21 protein-coding genes are annotated in these 19,385 nt (G+C 61.2%); 14 read left to right on the top strand and 7 right to left on the bottom strand.

All coding sequences use genetic code 11. The features are described from left to right. Positions 1–74: 74 nt before the first annotated feature. Positions 75–653 (top strand): acyl carrier protein phosphodiesterase, encoded by a 579-nt coding sequence (locus AC1RBR_RS06705; protein ID WP_492563538.1) that lies wholly within the window; start codon positions 75–77, stop codon positions 651–653. Between the two features lie 110 nt (positions 654–763). Here the strand turns inward: AC1RBR_RS06705 and AC1RBR_RS06710 are convergent, their stop codons facing one another. Next, a complete protein-coding gene (locus AC1RBR_RS06710) occupies positions 764–1,558 on the bottom strand; it encodes a lysophospholipid acyltransferase family protein (protein WP_492563540.1) in 795 nt (264 codons plus the stop codon). Next, the gene (gene olsB / locus AC1RBR_RS06715) at positions 1,558–2,313 is read right to left on the bottom strand and encodes an L-ornithine N(alpha)-acyltransferase (protein ID WP_095138490.1); all 756 of its coding nucleotides are present in this window, start codon (positions 2,311–2,313) and stop codon (positions 1,558–1,560) included. Before olsB ends, AC1RBR_RS06710 begins: the two co-directional genes overlap by 1 nt. A gap of 153 nt (positions 2,314–2,466) precedes the next feature. On the opposite strand from olsB, the gene AC1RBR_RS06720 reads away from it, so the two are divergent. The 5 genes from AC1RBR_RS06720 to AC1RBR_RS06740 all read left to right on the top strand — a co-directional run bounded on the left by AC1RBR_RS06720 (position 2,467) and on the right by AC1RBR_RS06740 (position 6,825). After that, positions 2,467–3,345, top strand: coding sequence for an acyl-CoA dehydrogenase middle domain-containing protein (locus AC1RBR_RS06720; protein WP_492563542.1), 879 nt, complete (start codon positions 2,467–2,469; stop codon positions 3,343–3,345). Positions 3,346–3,491: 146 nt separating this feature from the next. Then, a complete protein-coding gene (locus tag AC1RBR_RS06725) occupies positions 3,492–4,571 on the top strand; it encodes a serine hydrolase domain-containing protein (RefSeq protein ID WP_492563544.1) in 1,080 nt (359 codons plus the stop codon). Next, the gene (locus AC1RBR_RS06730) at positions 4,568–4,885 is read left to right on the top strand and encodes an amidase (RefSeq protein WP_456018889.1); all 318 of its coding nucleotides are present in this window, start codon (positions 4,568–4,570) and stop codon (positions 4,883–4,885) included. Before AC1RBR_RS06725 ends, AC1RBR_RS06730 begins: the two co-directional genes overlap by 4 nt. A 190-nt stretch (positions 4,886–5,075) precedes the next feature. Next, the gene (locus AC1RBR_RS06735) at positions 5,076–5,666 is read left to right on the top strand and encodes a YceI family protein (protein ID WP_095138494.1); all 591 of its coding nucleotides are present in this window, start codon (positions 5,076–5,078) and stop codon (positions 5,664–5,666) included. A gap of 1 nt (position 5,667) precedes the next feature. Next, positions 5,668–6,825, top strand: a complete 1,158-nt coding sequence (locus tag AC1RBR_RS06740; protein ID WP_204895753.1) for a phospholipase D-like domain-containing protein — start codon at positions 5,668–5,670, stop codon at positions 6,823–6,825. 153 nt (positions 6,826–6,978) lie between these two features. Here AC1RBR_RS06740 and bglX read toward each other — a convergent pair whose 3' ends face one another. After that, a complete protein-coding gene (gene bglX, locus AC1RBR_RS06745; protein ID WP_095138496.1) occupies positions 6,979–9,270 on the bottom strand; it encodes a beta-glucosidase BglX in 2,292 nt (763 codons plus the stop codon). A gap of 258 nt (positions 9,271–9,528) precedes the next feature. Between bglX and AC1RBR_RS06750 the strand changes: the two genes are divergently transcribed. The 4 genes from AC1RBR_RS06750 (at position 9,529) to AC1RBR_RS06765 (ending at position 13,051) form a co-directional block, all read left to right on the top strand. Then, entirely contained in the window at positions 9,529–10,137 is a 609-nt protein-coding gene (locus tag AC1RBR_RS06750; RefSeq protein WP_007963199.1) for a LemA family protein, read from the top strand. A gap of 13 nt (positions 10,138–10,150) precedes the next feature. After that, positions 10,151–10,903, top strand: a complete 753-nt coding sequence (locus AC1RBR_RS06755) for a TPM domain-containing protein (protein WP_492563548.1) — start codon at positions 10,151–10,153, stop codon at positions 10,901–10,903. Positions 10,904–10,936: 33 nt separating this feature from the next. Continuing rightward, on the top strand, positions 10,937–11,554 hold the full coding sequence (locus AC1RBR_RS06760) for a TPM domain-containing protein (protein WP_492563550.1): 618 nt from the start codon (positions 10,937–10,939) through the stop codon (positions 11,552–11,554). A 282-nt stretch (positions 11,555–11,836) separates the two neighbouring features. Beyond that, the gene (locus tag AC1RBR_RS06765; RefSeq protein WP_492563552.1) at positions 11,837–13,051 is read left to right on the top strand and encodes a class I SAM-dependent methyltransferase; all 1,215 of its coding nucleotides are present in this window, start codon (positions 11,837–11,839) and stop codon (positions 13,049–13,051) included. On the opposite strand, the gene AC1RBR_RS06770 is transcribed toward AC1RBR_RS06765, so the two are convergent. Continuing rightward, complete coding sequence (locus AC1RBR_RS06770) at positions 13,042–14,016, bottom strand: DMT family transporter (RefSeq protein ID WP_492563554.1); 975 nt, start codon at positions 14,014–14,016, stop codon at positions 13,042–13,044. The genes AC1RBR_RS06765 and AC1RBR_RS06770 overlap by 10 nt on opposite strands. A 325-nt stretch (positions 14,017–14,341) precedes the next feature. Between AC1RBR_RS06770 and AC1RBR_RS06775 the strand changes: the two genes are divergently transcribed. The 3 genes from AC1RBR_RS06775 (at position 14,342) to AC1RBR_RS06785 (ending at position 15,782) form a co-directional block, all read left to right on the top strand. Further along, positions 14,342–14,923 carry a DJ-1/PfpI family protein gene (locus tag AC1RBR_RS06775; protein ID WP_027614423.1) on the top strand — a complete coding sequence of 194 codons (582 nt, stop codon included), beginning with the start codon at positions 14,342–14,344 and terminating at the stop codon, positions 14,921–14,923. 13 nt (positions 14,924–14,936) lie between these two features. Continuing rightward, positions 14,937–15,242: a ribbon-helix-helix domain-containing protein gene (locus AC1RBR_RS06780; RefSeq protein WP_095138503.1), complete on the top strand. Its 306-nt coding sequence runs from the start codon at positions 14,937–14,939 to the stop codon at positions 15,240–15,242. A 195-nt stretch (positions 15,243–15,437) separates the two neighbouring features. Continuing rightward, positions 15,438–15,782, top strand: coding sequence for a YegP family protein (locus AC1RBR_RS06785; RefSeq protein ID WP_492563556.1), 345 nt, complete (start codon positions 15,438–15,440; stop codon positions 15,780–15,782). Between the two features lie 124 nt (positions 15,783–15,906). Here the strand turns inward: AC1RBR_RS06785 and AC1RBR_RS06790 are convergent, their stop codons facing one another. Together AC1RBR_RS06790 and AC1RBR_RS06795 are read right to left on the bottom strand one after the other, a co-directional pair. Continuing rightward, positions 15,907–16,791 carry a dihydrodipicolinate synthase family protein gene (locus AC1RBR_RS06790; RefSeq protein ID WP_481397012.1) on the bottom strand — a complete coding sequence of 295 codons (885 nt, stop codon included), beginning with the start codon at positions 16,789–16,791 and terminating at the stop codon, positions 15,907–15,909. 22 nt (positions 16,792–16,813) lie between these two features. Next, the gene (locus AC1RBR_RS06795) at positions 16,814–17,596 is read right to left on the bottom strand and encodes an aldolase (RefSeq protein WP_166497120.1); all 783 of its coding nucleotides are present in this window, start codon (positions 17,594–17,596) and stop codon (positions 16,814–16,816) included. A gap of 106 nt (positions 17,597–17,702) precedes the next feature. Here AC1RBR_RS06795 and AC1RBR_RS06800 point away from each other — a divergent pair, with 106 nt between their 5' ends. Beyond that, a complete protein-coding gene (locus AC1RBR_RS06800; protein ID WP_027614428.1) occupies positions 17,703–18,245 on the top strand; it encodes a helix-turn-helix domain-containing protein in 543 nt (180 codons plus the stop codon). Between the two features lie 98 nt (positions 18,246–18,343). Here AC1RBR_RS06800 and AC1RBR_RS06805 read toward each other — a convergent pair whose 3' ends face one another. Next, entirely contained in the window at positions 18,344–19,363 is a 1,020-nt protein-coding gene (locus tag AC1RBR_RS06805; RefSeq protein WP_095138508.1) for a DUF4917 family protein, read from the bottom strand. Positions 19,364–19,385: the final 22 nt, after the last annotated feature.

Raw genomic sequence — 19,385 nt, forward strand, 5'->3', positions numbered from 1 at the left:
GCATAAATCGGTATATCGGGTTATAACGATACGTGTGCTGTAACGATGAAAGCGCGCAGTGCTAAGCTGCGCCCATGAACTATCTCGCACATTTACACCTCGGAGGCCAGCACCCCGAGCAATTACTCGGCAGTCTGTATGGCGATTTCGTCAAAGGACGCCTGCAAGGGCAATTTGCACCCCAGATTGAAGCGGCGATTCAGTTGCATCGGCGGATTGATGTATTCACCGATCGCCATCCGTTGGTGGACATCGCCCTCGGGCGTTTCACCGAGACCCGGCGGCGTTACGCGGGGATTGTCCTCGATGTGTTTTTCGACCATTGCCTGGCCCGCGACTGGACGCTGTACGCCGATCAACCGCTGCAGCAGTTCACCCGTGACGTGTACCGGGTGCTGTCGAATGAGCGGCAATTGCCCGAACGCCTGGCGAAAATCGCGCCGCACATGGTTGCCAATGACTGGCTGGGTTCGTATCAAGAGTTTGAAGTGTTGGAGCAGGTGCTGCGCGGGATCTCCCGCCGCCTGACCCGGCCTGAGGAGCTGGCGGGGGCGATGCAGGAATTACGGCGCTTGTATGAACCGCTGAGTGAGGATTTCCGCTTGTTCTATCCGCAGCTTCAGGATTTTGCACAACACTCGACAACACCTTAGAACCCTGTGGGAGCGGGCTTGCTCGCGAATGCGGTGGATCATCCTTCAAAAATGTTGAATGACACACCGCCTTCGCGAGCAAGCCCGCTCCCACAGGGGGGATCTGTGTTTCAGGCAGCGATCAATTCGCCGGCGCGACGCGGTTCGGCAGGTTTGGCCACCTCACCAAACAACGCCTTCTGCACCGCCTGCTGCGATTCGAACGCCAGCGCCGCACGCTCGCGGCCCTGACAGGCGATCGGCTTGAGCAGATGCACTTCGACATCGCCGCAATCGTGGCTGAACAGACGCATCAGGTGTGACAGCAAATCATCGTCACCAATGAACGGCGCCAACGCGTCGATTTCGCCATTGCGCAGATAACGGATCGCCACCGGTTGCAGCATCACCTCCGAATCGATGGCCGCCGACAGCAGGCGACCATGAAAGGTGCGCAGCGAGCGGCCATCGGTGGTGGTGCCTTCCGGGAACATCAGCAGCGGATGTTGCGTTTGCAGGTGACGGGTCATCTGTTTGCGGATCAACTGGCTGTCGCCCGAACCGCGACGGATGAAAAGACTGCCAGCCTTCGCCGCCAGCCAACCGGCCACCGGCCAGGTGCGCACTTCGGCCTTGGACAGAAACGACAGCGGCGTGAGCATGCCCAGCAGCGGAATGTCAGTCCATGACACATGATTGCTGACCCACAGCATCGGCTGCTTCGGCAGCTCGCCGTGCACGGTCACGCGAAAGGGCAGGGCATGACTCAGACGCGCCATGAAAAACCGCGACCAGCGCTGCCGACGTTGCATCGAGTGCGCCAGGCCCAGACGTTCGAACACGCCGAACACACTGGCCATGGTCAAACCCAGCGCCACCACCAGCAGCACCCGCGCGATCCGCGCGTATACGCGCAAGCGGCTCATCACACGGCCGCCTTGAAGTGCCTGGCGTAGCGCGGGCAGAGTTCGTCGCGCTTGAGCAGGATGAACACGTCGGCGACCTGGAAGTCTTCGTCCCAGCACGGCTCGCCGCAGATCTTCGCACCCAGACGCATGTAGGCCTTGAGCAGCGGCGGCATTTCCGCGATTACGTTCGATGGAATGTCCAGCGACGGCAGCGGTTTCTTCGGTTCGGCACGCAAGTGTTCGGTGCACAGATAACGTTCGCGCAGACGCTGCATGATCGCATGGGCCTGCACGCCGCCGTCCTGCATCGGAATGCTCGCGCACCCCATCAGATAGCTGTAGCCGCCCTGATTCAACACTTCGGCCAGTTCACCCCAGAGCACGGCGATGGTGCCGCCGTTGCGGTAGGCCGGGTCGACGCAGGTGCGGCCGATTTCGAGGATCGGGCCTTGCAGATGCGCCAGGCCGTGCAGGCTGAATTCTTCTTCGCTGTAGAATTTGCCCAGGCTGCTGGCAGCCGCGTGATCCAGTAAACGAGTGGTGGCGACCAGACGCCCGGTGTTCAGGTCACGCACGCCGATGTGGCTGCAGTGAACATCATAGTCATCCATGTCCAGACCCAGTTCCGCGCCTTTCAGCTTGGCGTTGAACTCGCCGCTGAATACGCTGAAGCGCAAGGCCTGGGCTTGCTGCAAGGCCTCGGCGCCGATCAGGCGTTCGGCTTGCAGGCGGCGTTCATTGCCGGTGTCGCTGATGCGGGCGATCTGAGTCATTTGAATCTCCGTACGGGCCTTGAACCCGTCGTGGGTTGCAGCCGATCGACTTTCTTTATGCAGCCATGTTGTGCAAAGTCAGGCTATGTAGCCCCGGTGTCATCACCGTGAACGTTTGGTGATGCTTGTATGACAGCCCTCAAGGAGCCTCTTATGCCCTGGCCCAGCCTCCTCGAAAGTCATGAACGTCTGCCTGCCATCGCTGATCTGGCGGAAGGTTTCGCCACCTTGTTGCAGCAAGTGGGCAATGTGACGCCGTTCGAACTGGCGGTGGCCGGAGGGCGGCGCATGGCGACGCCGGGGCTGGCGTTTCTGGTGGGGTATCAGGCGGCGTTGCGCATGCTCTGGCCGAGCGCACCGCCAAGTCTTGGTGCGTTGTGTGCGACCGAGCAGCGCAGCCTGCGCCCGGCGGACATGCAGACCCGTCTCAGCGATTTGCGCCTGAGCGGGCGCAAGGATTTCGTTACCGCTGGGGATGCTGCGGACTGGCTGCTCGTCGCCGCGCGCAGTGAAGAACCCGGCGAAACACCGCGTCTGAGTCTGGCGGTGGTCTATCCCGGCGAACCCGGCGTGCGCGTGGAAAAACTCCCGGCGCTGCCGCTGATGCCGGACATCAGTCACGGTCGGCTGCATCTGGACGGCGCGTTGTGCGAGCTGCTCGCGGGGGATGGCTGGGATGCTTATGTGAAGCCGTTTCGCACCCTGGAAGATGTCTACGTGCTGAGCGCGATGACCGCGTGGCTGTACGGCGTCGGTCAGGACAGTGGCTGGTCGCAGCCGCTGTTGTTGCGTTTGTTGGCGCTGCTGGCCGGGTGCGCAGAGGCGAGCCGCCAGCCACCGAACAACCCGGCGGGGCATGTGTTGCTGGGTGGTTTGTTTGCGCAGTTCGATGCGCTGAAGGGCGAGATCGATCAGGCGTTGCGCGCGGGTAATCCGGAGTGGGCGGCGATGTGGCAGCGTGATCAGTCGGTGATGCAGTTGGCGGCGGGGGCGCGGGCCAAGCGCTTGGCCAAGGCTTTGGCGGTGGGCTGACTGGGCTCTTCGCGAGCAAGCCCGCTCCCACCTTTGGAATGCGTTTCAAATGTGGGAGCGGGCTTGCTCGCGAAGGCGGCCGCAAAAACACCACACATCTGTCATGTGGCAAGACTACCCTCAGGTTCTCCCCAAGAGCCCTCACCATGTGCAAAAGTCTGTCCCTGTTTCTGCTGCTGATCAGCTTCACGGTACAGGCCGAGCAATGGCCCGGTGAACAATGGCCGATTGGCGCCAACATCAGCGGCGCCGCGGTCGAGGCATTAGAGACCTACGCCTTCCCACCCCGCGACGACACCACCCGCCAGGGCATCCGCACGGACGCGCTGCTGATCATCCGCGACGGTCAGTTGATCTACGAACGCTACGCCGGCCCGACCCGTGCCGAGACCCCGCACCTGACCTGGTCGATCAGCAAAAGCCTGATGGCCACGGTACTCGGCGTGGCGTATGGCGAAGGCCAGTTCAAGCTTGATGATCCAGTTTCAAAATTCTACCCGGCACTGGAAAAACACCCGGCGATCACCGTGGCGGATCTGCTGCATTGGGCTTCCGGGCTGGACTGGCAGGAAGACTACGAATATGCCCCGCTGAAATCCTCGGTGGTGGCGATGCTCTACACCCGTGGGCACCGCGATATGCCTGCGTTCACCGCCAATCACCAAGCTTATGCGCCACCGGGGCAGGCGTTCCGTTACTCCAGTGGCGACAGCAATCTGCTGGCGGCGGCGCTGAAGAACATGGTTGGCCCGCAGCGTTATCCCGACTATCCGTGGACCGCGCTGTTTGAGCCGTTGGACATCCGCCACGCTGTGTGGGAAAGCGATGCCGGCGGCACGTTTGTCGCTTCCTCTTATGCCTATCTCACCGCACGGGATCTGGCGCGGGTCGGCCTGCTGATGGCTCGCGACGGACGCTGGCGCGACCGGCAATTGCTGCCCAAGGACTGGATCGCCTTCAACCGTGAGCCATTTACCGGTTACAAGGCGCATCAGGACGAAGCAGTGCCCGGTGGTCACTGGTGGCTCAATCGCCCGGCGGATGGTGCCGCCGCGCCTTGGCCCGACGCACCGCCCGAGACCTTCGCCGCCCTCGGCCACTGGGGCCAGGCGCTGTATGTGATCCCCAGCGAGAAACTGGTGATCGTGCGTTACGCCGATGACCGCGACGGCAGCTATCGCCACAACGAACTGCTCAAACGCGTACTCAAGGCGGTGCAGCCATGAAGCTGTTGAAGCGGGTGTTGCTGTTGGCGCTGATCGTGCTGCTCGGCTGGCTCTGGCTCGAACGGGAAAACCTCTGGGCGTTCCCCGACATCATCAGTGCCTACACGGCGAAGGAATATTGTTCGTGCCGTTATGTGATGAACAACGACGCCGAGTATTGCCGGGGCTATGTGAAACAGTGGCTGCCGACCAGCGGCTTTACCGATGACAGCGCCAGCAAAACCATCACCGTCAGCGGCATGGGTCGCAGCAATCGTGCGCAGTGGCTGGGCGAACGGCAGGGTTGCCGCCTCAATCCTCAAGTCAATAGATAACCCTGTGGGAGCGGGCTTGCTCGCGAATGCGGTGTGCCATTCAGCATTTGTGTTGACTGACTCACCGCCTTCGCGAGCAAGCCCGCTCCCACAGGGACTTTTACCAATCGATAGATTTGCGGCGATCAGTTTGCAATAACGGCGTAGGCGGTTAAGGTTCGTGCAGGTTTATCGCCCCCACGAGTATTCAATGTTCAACCGCTCCCTCTATACAGCCTTTGCCAGTCTGCTGCTGGCCGCCGCCGCACTGCCGGCGCAGGCCAACTGGTATCTGGACGGCGAGTCGTCGCGGCTGTCGTTCGTCAGCACGAAAAACGCCCACATTTCTGAAGTGCAACGCTTTCTGGTGCTGCACGGAAAGGTCGATCCCAGCGGTCGCGCCGAGGTCGAAGTCGAGCTGGACTCGATCAACAGCGGCATCCCGCTGCGCGACGAGCGCATGCGCAAGGAGTTGTTCCAGATCGAGCAATTCCCCGAAGCGACCATCAGCACCCAGATCGACCTGCGCCCGATCAACGATCTGGCACCCGGTGCGCAACTTGAGTTGCGTCTGCCGCTGACCGTCAATCTGCACGGCAAGCAACATGAATACCCGGCGGAGTTGCTGGCAACCCGTCTCGATGACCGGCGTTTTCAAGTGGTGACCCTGGAGCCGCTGGTGATCAACGCCGAGGATTTCGATCTGGCGCCGGGGCTGGAAACCCTGCGCAACCTGGCCGGGTTGTCGGCCATCAGTCTGTCGGTGCCGGTGGGTGCGGTACTGATCTTCACGGCGCGCTGACATGCGCGGTGCGGTGTTTCCATGGCGGGACGGCAACCGTTTCGAACTGTTGATCGACGGCCCGCAATTCTTCCCGCGCATGCTGGTGGAGATTGCCCGCGCCGAGGAGCAGGTCGAGCTGGAGCTGTATCTGGTAGAGGCGGGCGCTTGCGCCGAGGCCGTGGTGCAGGCGCTGGTGCAGGCTGCCGAGCGCGGCGTGCGGGTACGCTGCCTGTTCGATGACTACGGCAGCCTCGCGTTTACCCTGCACCTGCGTCAGCGCCTGACCAAGGCCGGGGTCGAACTGCGTTTTTACAATCGCCTGAACTGGCGGCGCTGGGTCGGCAACTTCTATCGCGATCACCGCAAATTGCTGCTGGTCGATCAGCGTCTGGCGGTGGTCGGTGGCACCGGTGTTACCGATGAGTTCTGGACGCCCGGGCAGGACAGCAGCGAATGGCACGAGGTGATGGTGGAAATCAGCGGCCCGCTGGTGCTCGACTGGCAGGTGCTGTTCGACCGCCAATGGATCGCCAACCGCCATCGCCGGGCCTGGAAACCTTCGGCGCATGTCGGCCTGCCACGCTTGCCCAAGGTCCCGGACATGGGCGAGGGCATGGGTCGCGTGGCCTACGCCGATGCGCGCCAGCATCGCGACATTCTGCAGTCGCTGTTCCGCGCCTTGAACAGCGGGCAGAAGCGCATCTGGATGGCCACCCCGTATTTCCTGCCGACGTGGAAAATCCGCCGCTCGCTGCGCAAGGCTGCTGCCCGGGGTGTCGACGTCCGGCTATTGCTGACCGGGCCGCGCACCGATCACCCGTCGGTGCGTTACGCCGGCCATCGCTACTACCCGCGCCTGCTCAAGGCCGGGGTGCAGATCTTTGAATACCAGCCGTGCTTCCTGCACCTGAAAATGGTACTGGTGGACGAGTGGGTGAGCATCGGTTCGTGCAACTTCGATCACTGGAACCTGCGCTTCAATCTGGAGGCGAATCTGGAGGCGCTGGACCCGTCGTTGACGGCAGCGGTGGTGCAGAGTTTCGAGAAGGACTTCGGCCTGAGTCAGCAGGTCAGTCTGGAGGAGTGGCGGCGCCGGCCGTTGTGGCGGCGGGTGAAGCAGCGGGTTTGGGGCTGGGTGGATCGGTTGGTGGTCAATATCCTAGACAGACGCGGTTAACGCCAATTTCGAAACCAGTGGATTCCAATGTGGGAGGGGGCTTGCTCCCGAAGGCGGCATGTCATTCAGCATTTATTTAGCTGATACAGCGCATTCGGGAGCAAGCCCCCTCCCACAAAGGCCCCTCTCACACGGGCATTGGTTACTGAATAATTACAGCAACTCAAAGCTCTGCTGTGTCACATCCTGCGAATCCAGGCCGATCTGCACGTTGAACTTGCCAGGCTCCGCCGCGTACTTGAGCTGGGCGTTGTAGAACTTCAGGTCATCCTCGGTGATGGTGAAGTGCACGACTTTCTGTTCGCCGGCCTTGAGCATGATTTTCTGGAAGTTCTTCAGTTCCTTCACCGGACGGATCATTGAGCCGGTGACGTCCTGGATGTACAACTGCACCACGGTTTCGCCGTCACGTTTGCCGGTGTTTTTCAGGGTGACACTGGCGTCGAGCTTGCCGGTGGCGTTCAGCGTGGTCGACGACAACGCCATGTCGCTCAGCGTGAACTGGGTGTAGCTCAGGCCGTAACCGAACGGGAACAGAGGACCGGTGGTGTCATCGAAATACTGCGAGGTGTAGTTGCCCGGTTTGCCCGGCGTGAACGGCCGGCCAATGCTCAGGTGGTTGTAGTAGGTCGGGATCTGGCCCACGGAGCGCGGGAAGGTCACCGGCAGTTTGCCCGACGGGTTGTAGTCGCCGAACAGCACGTCGGCGATGGCGTTGCCGCCCTCGGTGCCGCTGAACCAGGTTTCCAGAATCGCATCAGCCGACTGATTCTCTTCGAGAATGGTCAGCGGGCGGCCGTTCATCAGCACCAGTACCAGCGGTTTGCCGGTGGCTTTCAGGGCACGGATCAGCTCGCGCTGATTTTCCGGGATGTTCAGGTCGGTGCGGCTGGAGGATTCGTGGGACATGCCACGGGACTCGCCCACAGCGGCGACGATCACGTCGGCGTCCTTGGCCGCTTTCACCGCTTCGTCGATCAGCACGTTGGCCGGGCGCGGATCATCGACCACTTCCGGAGCATCGAAATTGAGGAAGTTCAGGTAATCGAGGATCTTCTTGTCGCTGGTGATATTGGCGCCACGGGCGTAGATCAGGTTGGCCTTGTCGCCGATCACCGAGCTCATGCCGTCGAACAGGGTCACCGATTGCGCCGGCTTACCGGCGGCGGCCCAACTGCCCATCATGTCGATGGGGGCCTTGGCCAATGGGCCGACCAGCATGACTTTCGCGTCTTTCTTCAGCGGCAGGGTTTCGTTCTGGTTCTTCAGCAACACCATGCTGCGACGTGCCACGTCACGGGCTTCGGCGCGGTGCAGGCGGCTTTCGGCGTAGGTGTCGGCCGGATCATCCTCGGCCTTGCCGATACGCAGGTATGGGTCCTTGAACAGGCCCATGTCGTACTTGGCGGCGAGCACTTCGCGCACCGCATTGTCGATGTCTTTCTGCTCGATCTCGCCGGACTTGAGCAGCCCCGGCAGCTCTTTGCCGTACAGGGTGTCGTTCATGCTCATGTCGATGCCGGCCTTGATCGCCAGCTTCGCCGCTTCACGACCGTCACGGGCGACGCCGTGCTTGATCAGTTCGAAGATCGCGCCGTGGTCGCTGACGGCCAGGCCCTTGAAGCCCCAGTCCTTGCGCAACAGGTCGTTCATCAGCCAGGTGTTGGCCGTGGCCGGAATGCCGTTGATCGAGTTCAACGCCACCATCACCCCGCCTGCACCGGCGTCGATCGCCGCACGGTAAGGTGGCAGGTAGTCCTGGTACATCTTCACCGGGCTCATGTCGACGGTGTTGTAGTCGCGCCCGCCCTCGACCGCGCCATACAGGGCGAAGTGCTTGACGCTGGCCATGATGCTGTCGGCCGTGCTCGGCGTGTCGCCCTGGTAGGCCTTGACCATCACTTTGGCGATGCGCGAGGTCAGGTAGGTGTCTTCACCGAAACCCTCGGAGCTGCGGCCCCAGCGCGGGTCGCGGGAGATGTCGACCATCGGCGCGAAGGTGATGTCGAGGCTGTCGGCCGCAGCTTCTTTGGCGGCAACGCGCCCGGACTGACCGATGGCGTCCATGTCCCAGCTCGATGCCAGGGCCAGCGGAATCGGGAAAATCGTACGGTGACCGTGGATCACGTCGTACGCAAAAAACATCGGAATCTTCAGGCGACTGCGCATCGCCGCATCCTGCATCGGACGGTTTTCCGGGCGGGTGATCGAGTTGAACGTACCGCCGATATTGCCGGCGGCGATCTCTTTGCGGATCAACTCGCGAGGCATTTCCGGGCCGATGCTGATCAGGCGCAACTGGCCGATCTTTTCATCGAGGGTCATTTGCTTCATCAGATTGCTGATGAACGCGTCCTTGTTTTCCAGGGGTACCGGGGTCGTGGCGGCCAATACTTGATGACTGGCCAGGCTGACGAACAGGCCCAGCAAACACAGCTTCTTCATGAATATTTTTCTCAAGGGCCCAAGCGGCAATGCAATGCCGGCCAGCCAAAAGTTAGGGAGCGACTATTGTTGTTCGGGTGCAGGCTCAAAATGACCGAGCCAAAAACGCCCGCCGACCGACGGCAGCGTTTGCGCAGGGCCTCTTTTTAGCCCATCGGCCCGTTGCATTCCAGTGGCGCGGCCGATTATGCCCCAACCGCCGATGCAGAAGGTTTCACGGTCGGTTTTTTATGAAATATGCCAGGGAGCATCACTTTGATGAATGTCAGTCCAACCTACCGCTCGCGTCTGCAGGTCGCCACGTTACTGGTGCTTGCCACGTTGTTGACCGCATGCGGCATCAACAATATCCCGACCCTCGATGAACAGGCCAAGGCGGCCTGGGGCCAGGTCCAGAACCAGTACCAGCGCCGTGCCGACCTGATCCCCAACCTGGTGGAGACCGTCAGAGGCTACGCCAAGCATGAGGAGGCGACCCTGACCGCCGTGGTCGAGGCGCGGGCCAAGGCGACGTCGATCCAGGTCGATGCCAGCACCCTCGACAATCCGGAAAAACTCAAGCAGTTCCAGCAGGCTCAGGATCAGTTGAGTGGCGCGCTCAGCCGTTTGATGGTGGTCTCCGAGCGTTATCCGGACCTGAAGGCCAACCAGAACTTCCTTGCCCTGCAATCGCAGCTCGAAGGCACGGAAAACCGGATTGCCGTGGCGCGGCGCGATTTCATTCTGGCGGTGCAGAAATACAACACCGAGATCCGCACGTTTCCCGGGCGCCTCTGGCACAGCGTGATGTACAGCGACCTGCCGATTCGCGAAACCTTCGAAGCCACCACCCCCGGTGCGGAAAAGGCCCCGGAAGTGAAGTTCTGATTCGAGGTTGCCCATGCGTGTGTTGAAGATAGGCCTGGTGCTGATGCTGTGGCTGTTCGCCCTCAGCGCCCGGGCCGAGTTGACGTTCCCGGCGCTGAGCGGGCGGGTGGTGGACGAGGGGCAGATGATCGAGCCCTCGGTGCGCGCCCAGTTGAGCCAGCAATTGCAGGCGCATGAACAGGCGACCGGCGAGCAACTGGTGGTGGTCACGGTGCCTGATCTGCAGGGCACCACCATCGAGGATTACGGCGTTCAACTGGGCCGACACTGGGGCATCGGTCAGAAGGACAAGAACAACGGCGCGCTGCTGATCGTTGCCCGTGACGAGCGCAAGCTGCGCATCGAAGTCGGCTATGGCCTGGAGGATCGGCTGACCGATGCGCAGAGTTCGGTGATCATCCATCAAGTGATCACCCCCGCGTTCAAGGCCGGAAATTTCAGCAAGGGCATCAGCGACGGCGTGGCGGCGATGCTGGTGGTGCTCGGCGGCAATCCGCTGGACGAACCGTCGACGGTGTATGAGTCGAGCGGTGATCCGCAGAGTGATTTTGTCTCGCGGCATCCGCTGTTGTTCGTGTTTCTGGTGGTGTTGTTCATCCTGACCGTGTTTGTCTGCCAGATGCTCGGTATCCTTCCCGCCGGCCGTGGCGGCTCCGGAGGCGGGGGCGGTTTCGGCGGTGGTGGATTTGGCGGCGGCGGTGGAGGCGGGGGCTTCAGCGGCGGCGGGGGCAGTTTCGGCGGCGGCGGTTCGTCCGGCGGCTGGTGAACACACAACAATAATAATCAGGCACTTTTCGACATGGCATTACTGACTGAACACGAACAACGCAAAGTCGCCGAGGCGATCGCCCGGGTCGAGCGTGACACCGACGCCGAACTGGTGACCGTGCTGGCGGCTCGCGCCGATGACTACGCGTACATCCCGCTGCTGTGGGCCAGTCTGCTGGCGCTGCTGGTGCCGGGTATCGTCCATTACCTGACCGGCTGGCTGACGATGCACAGCCTGTTGCTGGTGCAATGGAGCCTGTTCATCGTCCTGTGCCTGCTGTTTCGCCTGCCGAAAATCACCACTCATCTGATCCCGCGCCGCGTGCGCCACTGGCGCGCATCGAACCTGGCGCGGCGGCAGTTCCTCGAACAGAACCTGCACCACACCGTCGGCAGCACCGGGATGCTAATCTTTGTCTGCGAGGCCGAGCGCTACGTGGAGATCCTGGTGGACGAAGGGATTTCCCGCCGGCTGGATAACAAGAGCTGGGACGCGATCGTCGCCGCGTTCACCGAGCAGGTGCGGCAAGGGCGCACGCTGGAGGGATTTGTGACGTGCATCGAGGCCTGTGGAGAACTGCTCAAGGTGCACGTGCCGGTGACGCAGGTGAGGAATGAATTGCCCAATCGGTTGATTGTGTTGGGCTGAGTCTGGGTGCGGTTCTCCCCGGTCCCGCTGAACAAAGCCTGTCTGATACATATGGCCGCATTACGCCGAGCCAGTGTGGGAGCGGGCTTGCTCGCGAATACGGTCTGACATTCACCATCGATGTCGCCTGATACGCCGCTTTCGCGAGCAAGCCCGCTCCCACAGGGGCCAGGCAGTGCGCTGAGTTCTGGTGCCGTTGGGTAAATAAGAGCGTGTCCCCAAGCGCCATCCCCCCTAAAATACCTGCCATTCCCGATTTCGCCCGTCCGAGGCCGCTTTTCCATGTCCGTTACCGCCCCCTCCCTCAAGCCCGCGCCCGATCATCACGCCCAGTTCATCGAGCTGCTGCAAACCAGCCTCGAACACAACGGCTTCATCAAACTGGTGCTGGCCAAGTACGTGGGTGAAGAGGCGGATCTGCAGCGGATCATCATCAAAGCGGTGACGGTCAAGGCGCAGCCAAACCTGTCGTTTGTCTATCGCTACAAGACCCGCGACATCACCAAGAATCTGCCGCTGAGCGAAGGCGTGGCGGTGATTGCCGAGCTGTTGCCGGCCGCGTTCAAGAATGCGCATTTGCTGACCGTGACCGACGAAGCCCAGCTCGAATACAGCAAAAAGGGCAAGAGTTCACTGTTCAAGAGCAAACCTCAGCAATTGCGTGAAGCGCCGTCCGCCGAGCACAACCGTGAGAAAAACCGTTTTCTGGACTTGAGCCGACCATTCCTCAAGGATCTGGGCGTGACCAATGCGCAGCATGAGTTGATCCCGGCGATGTCGCGCAAGTGGAAGCAGATCAACAAGTTCATCGAAGTCTTCAGCCATGCGCTGACCTCGTCACCGCTGGCGCTGGACAAACCGGTGCGGGTGGCGGACTTCGGTTCGGGCAAGGGCTACCTGACGTTCGCCATCCACGATTACCTGCGCAACACGCTCAAGGCCGAAGGCGAAGTCACCGGCGTCGAGCTGCGTGAAGAGATGGTCAACCTGTGCAACGCCGCCGCGGCGAAGTTGGAGCACCCGGGCCTGGTGTTCAAGTGCGGTGACGTACGCAGCGTGGCGCCGAGCGAACTGGACGTGATGATCGCCCTGCACGCCTGTGACATCGCCACCGACTACGCGATCCACACCGGCATCCGTTCCGGCGCGTCGATCATCATGTGCTCGCCGTGCTGCCACAAACAGATCCGCCTGCAGATCCAGAGCCCGGCGCTGCTCAAGCCGATGCTGCAATACGGTCTGCACCTGGGCCAACAGGCCGAAATGGTCACCGACAGCCTGCGCGCGCTGTTCCTCGAAGCCTGCGGTTACGAGACCAAAGTGTTCGAGTTCATCTCGCTGGAACACACCAACAAGAACAAGATGATTCTCGCGGTGAAACGCGCCGAGCCGGTGGACCCGACTCAGTTGCTGGTGAAGATTCAGCAGCTCAAGGACTTCTACAACATCAGCGAGCACTGTCTGGAAACCCTGCTGCGTTCGGATGGCTACCTCTGATCCTGTGGGAGCGGGCTTGCTCGCGAAGGCGTTGTGTCAGTCACCATTGCCGTTGATTGAGAAACTGCTTTCGCGAGCAAGCCCGCTCCCACATTGGATTGCACGACGGTCTTGCGCCCGAGCATCACGGTCGTGATCACCCCGCAGGCAAACACCCAGGTGATCGGTTCGACATGTTCGCCAAAGAACAGTGCCGAAAACGCGATGGTGAAAAAGATCTGCAGCAACTGGATCTGACTGACCCGCGCGATTCCGCCCATCGCCAGCCCGGCGTACCAGGCGAAGAAGCCGAGAAACTGCGAGAACAGCGCCACGTAGCCGAACGCCCACCAGGCCTTGGCTGACACAGTGCCTTGATGCTGCAGCGCCAGGTACAACACCGGGCCGATCAGCAGTGGCGTCGACAGCACCAGCGCCCAGCAGATCACCTGCCAGCCGCCCATTTCCCTGGCCAACCGGCCACCTTCGGCATAGCCCAGACCACCGACGGCAATCGCGCCGAGCATCAACAAGTCACCGGCCTGAATGCTGCCGGCACCGGTGTATAACGCGTAGCCGAGCACCAGCGCACTGCCCAGCGCGGCGCAAGCCCAGAAGGCTTTCGATGGGCGTTCATGGGACAGCCACGCCGCATACAGCGCCACGCACAGCGGCTGCAAACCGTTGACCAGGGCACCGTGGGACGCCGGCAAGGTCTGCATGGCCCACGCCGACAGCACCGGAAAGCCGAGAATCACCCCGGCGATTACCAGACTCAGGCCTTTGATCTGCTGCCAGTTCGGCCATTTCTCGCGCCGCCAGAGCAACAGCGCCGCCGCCGGAATCGCCGCGAACAGCGCCCGGCCGAGGCCGTTGAGCAGCGGATGCAGTTCCTGCACCACAATCCGCGTGAAGGGCAGGGTCAGGCTGAAAATCACAACCCCGAGCAGGCCGAGGGCCATGCCGGTGTTTTCGCGCGAGGACATGATGGGGGACCAGAATATAAGGTGGCAGGGGATTGCCTTAATCAAGCCATAAACCGGGGCGCTCGGGCTGGTACAGCCAGGCACAGAGTTATCCATACAGTTGGATCCCCTGTGGCGAGGGAGCTTGCTCCCGCTGGGCTGCGAAGCGGCCCCCGCTTTTTTCAGGAAAACTGTGCAAACAGGTTTTGCGCCTGCTGCGCAGTCGAGCGGGAGCAAGCTCCCTCGCCACAAAGGCGGGAGGCGTAGTAGCCGGTTGTTACCCGCCCCAACGGATACGGTCTACCTTGAATACTCCTGCAAGCCCATTCCCAGAGGAGTCCTCCCCATGGCCGCGAAAAAAATCCTGATGCTGGTCGGCGATTACGTCGAAGACTACGAAGTGATGGTGCCGTTCCAGGCCCTGCAGATGGTCGGTCACACCGTGCACGCCGTGTGCCCGGACAAAGTTGCGGGCAAGACCGTGCGCACCGCGATCCATGACTTCGAAGGCGACCAGACTTACAGCGAGAAACCCGGTCACCTGTTCGCCCTCAATTTCGACTTTGCCAAGGTCACCGAGGCCGATTACGACGCGCTGCTGATCCCCGGCGGTCGTGCGCCGGAATACCTGCGCCTGAACGAAAAAGTCCTGGAGCTGGTGCGCGCCTTCGACAAGGCCGGCAAGCCGATTGCTGCGGTCTGCCACGGTGCGCAATTGCTGGCAGCGGCCGGCGTTCTTGAAGGTCGTGAGTGCAGCGCCTATCCGGCCTGCGCCCCGGAAGTTCGGCTGGCCGGTGGCACGTTCATCGATATCCCGGTGACCGACGGCCACGTTCAGGGCAATCTGGCGACTGCGCCAGCATGGCCGGCGCATCCGAACTGGCTGGCCGGTTTCCTCGGTTTGCTTGGCACCAAAATCACCCTGTAACGAGGATTCGCCGATGTGCGAGCTCTACGTCAAGGCCGACCCGATTCTCTACGAATCCCGCTCGCGTTCGTTGCGCATCTGCGGCGTGGTAACGACGCTGCGCCTGGAAAACCAGTTCTGGGACATCCTCAGCGAAATCGCCGAAGTCGATGGCATGACCACCAACCAGTTGATCGCCAAGCTATATGAAGAGGTGATGGATTATCGCGGGGAGGTGGTGAATTTCGCTTCGTTCCTACGAGTGAGTTGTACGCGGTATCTGAGTCAGCGACGGGGGAGTGCGCCGGAGTTGTCGGTGGTGCGGGCCGGGGTGAAATAGCCGATTGTGAGTCGACCCCTTCGCGAGCAAGCCCGCTCCCACATTGGTTAGCGAGTGTTCACCCCATTTTGTGATCACTGGAGATCTACTGTGGGAGCGGGCTTGCTCGCGAAGAGGCCACTACAGGCGACAGAAGTCTCGGGCTGGTCTTTACTCTGAAGCGCAAAACCTCTCAACCGCCAAGGAGAAACGCGCATGTCCGGATGGTACGAAGTGAGCAAAAGCAGCAACGGCCAGTTCAGGTTTGTGCTGAAGGCCGCCAACGCCGAAACCATTCTCACCAGCGAGCTCTGCACCACCCGCGCGGCTGCCGACAACGGCATTGCTTCGGTGCAGAGCAACAGCCCGCTGGATGAACGCTACGAGAAGAAGACCACCAAGGATGGCCATCCTTACTTCAACCTCAAGGCCGCCAACCACCAGATCATCGGCAGCAGCGAGTCGTACTCCAACGATGCCGCGTGTGCCAAAGGTATCGCCAGCGTCAAGGCCAATGGGCCGAGCAAAGTGATCAAGGACAAGACCTTGCCGGTGCTCTGAAGAACACTTAAGAGCAAAAATGTGGGAGCGGGCTTGCTCGCGAAAGCGGTGGATCAGTCACTGGAGATGTCGACTGACACGACGCCTTCGCGAGCAAGCCCGCTCCCACATGGGGTTGTGTGTGTTAGCGCAGGGTGTTGAGGATTGCTTTTAGCTGAGCTTGCCCAGCTTCGCTCAACGGAAACACCGGCAAGCGCGGATCACCAACCTCCAGCCCCGTCTCGCGCAATCCGGCCTTGATCGTCGCCGGCAAACCGCCCTTGAGGATGAAGTCCAGCAGCGGCAACTGGCGGTAGAACAACTCCCGTGCCCGTTCCAGATCACCGGCCAACGCAGCCGCATACAGATCCAGATTCAGCTGCGGGATCAGGTTCGGCGCGGCGGTGCACCAACCCTTGGCCCCGGCGGCGAAAGCCTCCAGTGCCAGCGGATTGCAGCCGTTGTAGAACGGCACCTGACCGTCGCCGAGCAATTGCAGCTTGTGCATGCGCTGAATGTCGCCGGTGCTCTCCTTGACCATGGTCACGTTTTCCACGCCATTGACGATGCGCAGAATCAGCTCCACCGACATGTCGGTGCCGCTGGTGGCCGGGTTGTTGTAAAGCATGATCGGCACGCCGATGCTGTCGCCGATGGCGCGGTAGTGCGCGAGGATTTCCGCTTCAGTCAGCTTCCAGTAAGACGCTGGCAGCACCATCACCACGTCGGCGCCATGGGCTTCGGCGAAGCGTGCGCGACGCACGGCTTTGGCGGTGGTCAGGTCGGACACGCTGACGATGGTCGGCACCCGTTTGGCCACGTGCTTGATGCTGAACTCGGCGACCTGATCCCACTCGGCGTCGCTGAGGTAAGCGCCTTCGCCGGTGCTGCCCAGCGGGGCGATGGCGTGGACGCCGCTGTCGATCAGGCGATCGATGGATTTGCCGAGGGCCGGTAGATCGAGACCTTCGCCGTTGGCGCCGAACGGGGTGATGGTGTAGCCGATGATGCCGTGAATGTTGGACATGATGAGTCTCCGGGAAAAGCTGAAATCAGTTCAGGCAATCGGCGTGTTGGCGCAGGTTCTGCCGGGCGTAGTAGTTGAAAGCGGCGGCGTGGCGTTTGGGTTTCGACACCCAGTCATGGGCCTCGCGACCCAGCGCCGGAATGATCGGTTTGATCGTACCGGCGGCCATTGCCAGCAACTGAAGTCTGGCGGCGCGCTCGATCAGCTGGGCGATGACACAGGCCTCTTCGATCGTGCTGCCGGTCGATAACTGGCCGTGGTGCGACAGTAGAATGGCGCGCTTGTCGCCCAGCGCACCGGCGATCAATTCGCCTTCCTCGTTACCCACGGGCACGCCCGGCCAGCCTTCGAGAAATGCGCAGTCGTCGTACAGCGGGCACAGATCCATGTGGGAAATCTGCAGCGGCACTTCCAGCATCGACAGCGCGGCAATGTGCGTCGGGTGGGTGTGGATGATGCAGTTCACGTCAGGCCGGGCGCGGTAGACCCAGCTGTGGAAACGGTTGGCCGGGTTGGCCATGCCGTGGCCTTCGAGCACTTCCAGGTCTTCGTTGACCAGCAGCAGATTACTCGCGGTGATTTCATCAAAACCCAGGCCCAGTTGCTGAGTGTAATAGGTTCCCGGTTGTGGGCCGCGAGCGGTGATTTGTCCGGCCAGACCGGAGTCGTGACCGTTCTCGAACAGGATCCGGCAGGTCAGCGCCAGCTTTTGCCGGTCAGTCCACGTATTATCCGCCAGGGTGTTTTGCATCTGGGTCAGCGCTTGCTTGACCAGTTGCTCTTTGGGTAGTGCTAATGTCTTGGCCATGTCGGTGTCCTTTGGGTGATTGCAAATGACACGAAAGAGCCTATATGACACAAAGTGTCATAAGCAAGCATCAATCGTCGTTTCCTTGATGGAATAACTGCTGCGCATGTCTATCCGTTTGAAATTGTTGAGAAAAAAACTTGGCGTAACGCTTGAGGCACTGGCCGAAAAATCCGGCATGACCAAGAGTTATCTGTCGAAAGTCGAGCGTGGGCTGAACACCCCGTCGATTGCGGCCGCGCTGAAACTGGCGAAGGCGCTGAATGTGAAGGTCGAGGAGTTGTTCTCCGAAGACAACGTCAGCCTCGACAGCTACAGCCTGGTGCGCAGCCACGAACGCCAGTCACTGGCGGCCAACGATCAGAGCCCGGGGTATGCGGTGCTGGCGCATCAGGTCAGCGAGCGCAACCTGCTGCCGTTCATCATCTACCCGCCGCGCGAATTTACCGACAAGACCTTCAAGGAGCACTTGGGCGAGGAGTTTCTGTTCGTCCACGAAGGGCAGGTGGAAGTGGATTTCATGAACGAACGGGTGCTGCTGGAGCGGGGCGATGCGCTGCATTTCAACGCGCAGAAGCCGCACCGGATCAGGTCGGTGGGCGAGGTGCAAGCGCAGTTGCTGGTGGTGGTGCACAGCAGCGAAGAATGAGTTGGCCCCAAAAGCTTCGCGAGCAAGCTCGCTCCCACAGTAGTTCGCGTTCCAATGTGGGAGCGGGCTTGCTCGCGAAGGCGTCAGTCCGGTTTACATCAAACCTCGACTGGCACCGAAAGCTTCGGATTCCCCAGCGCATGCGTCTTCGCATCAAAAAACCGCAACTCAATCCCGGTGCCCTCGAACACCTTGGCGTAATGGCGTTTCTGATGCTGAATGAACGCCGCACTACGCGGATAAATCGAGATCGCCACGCTCGCCGGTTTCGCCAGGCGCAGTGCCCTCACGATGTGCGCATCCTGCTCGCCCAGCGCATGACCGAAGATGCACAGGTTCTGCGCGTGCCCCAATAACTGCTCGTAGCAGAACGACAGATAATCCGAGCTGCGAATAGTCTTGAGCTTGTCCGCGCTCGGCCCTTCGTTGACGAACAGCGGCACGTCGTCCAGCGTCTTGATCGTGTTGTTGATCGCGAAGCTGCCGAGCAGGGTGCCCTCGGTCGAGGTCAGTTTGCGCGCGGTGCCGTCCTGATTGCGCACCAGGTGCAAACCGCCGTGCAGATACAGTAGACGCGGTTTGGCGCTGGTGCTGTCGCTCAGATCAAAACTGGCGTCGGGGCCGTTGAACAGGTCGTCGATGGCCTCGCTGCGGTGCTGGATCGCCCAGTAGTTGAGCAGATCGTAATTGGTGGTGAACACCGTGTGATAACGCGCCAGTTCTTCGTTGAGCGTGGCCAGGGTCGAGGCCTGCACCAGGCGCCACGGGATATGCACGGCGTGCACGCTGTTGATCAGCGCTTCCTTGATCGCGTAATAGCGATTGCGCGGTGCGGCCGAGCTGACGGCCAACGCTTTGTTGACCCGGCTGGTGGTTTTCAACGCGCCGAGCACCTGCTCGAAGCTGCGCGTCTGCATCGCGTCGAACACGCTCAGCTCCGATGGGCTCAGCGGTTTTTCTTCCACGGTGCGCGCGTTTTCGAACAGCGAGTCGTAGCCGAAATCGTCCCACACTGCGCGGCTGGCGCCATTGCCCACCAGCAGACCGTTGAAGTCGGCGGTGGCGCGCAGGGCGCTCCAGTCTTCGAGGGTGGCATCGACGTCCAGAAAATCGGTCATTGCGTGGGCAGTCTCAAAACAA

This window comes from Pseudomonas sp. GW823-FHT01D03, assembly GCF_058798255.1.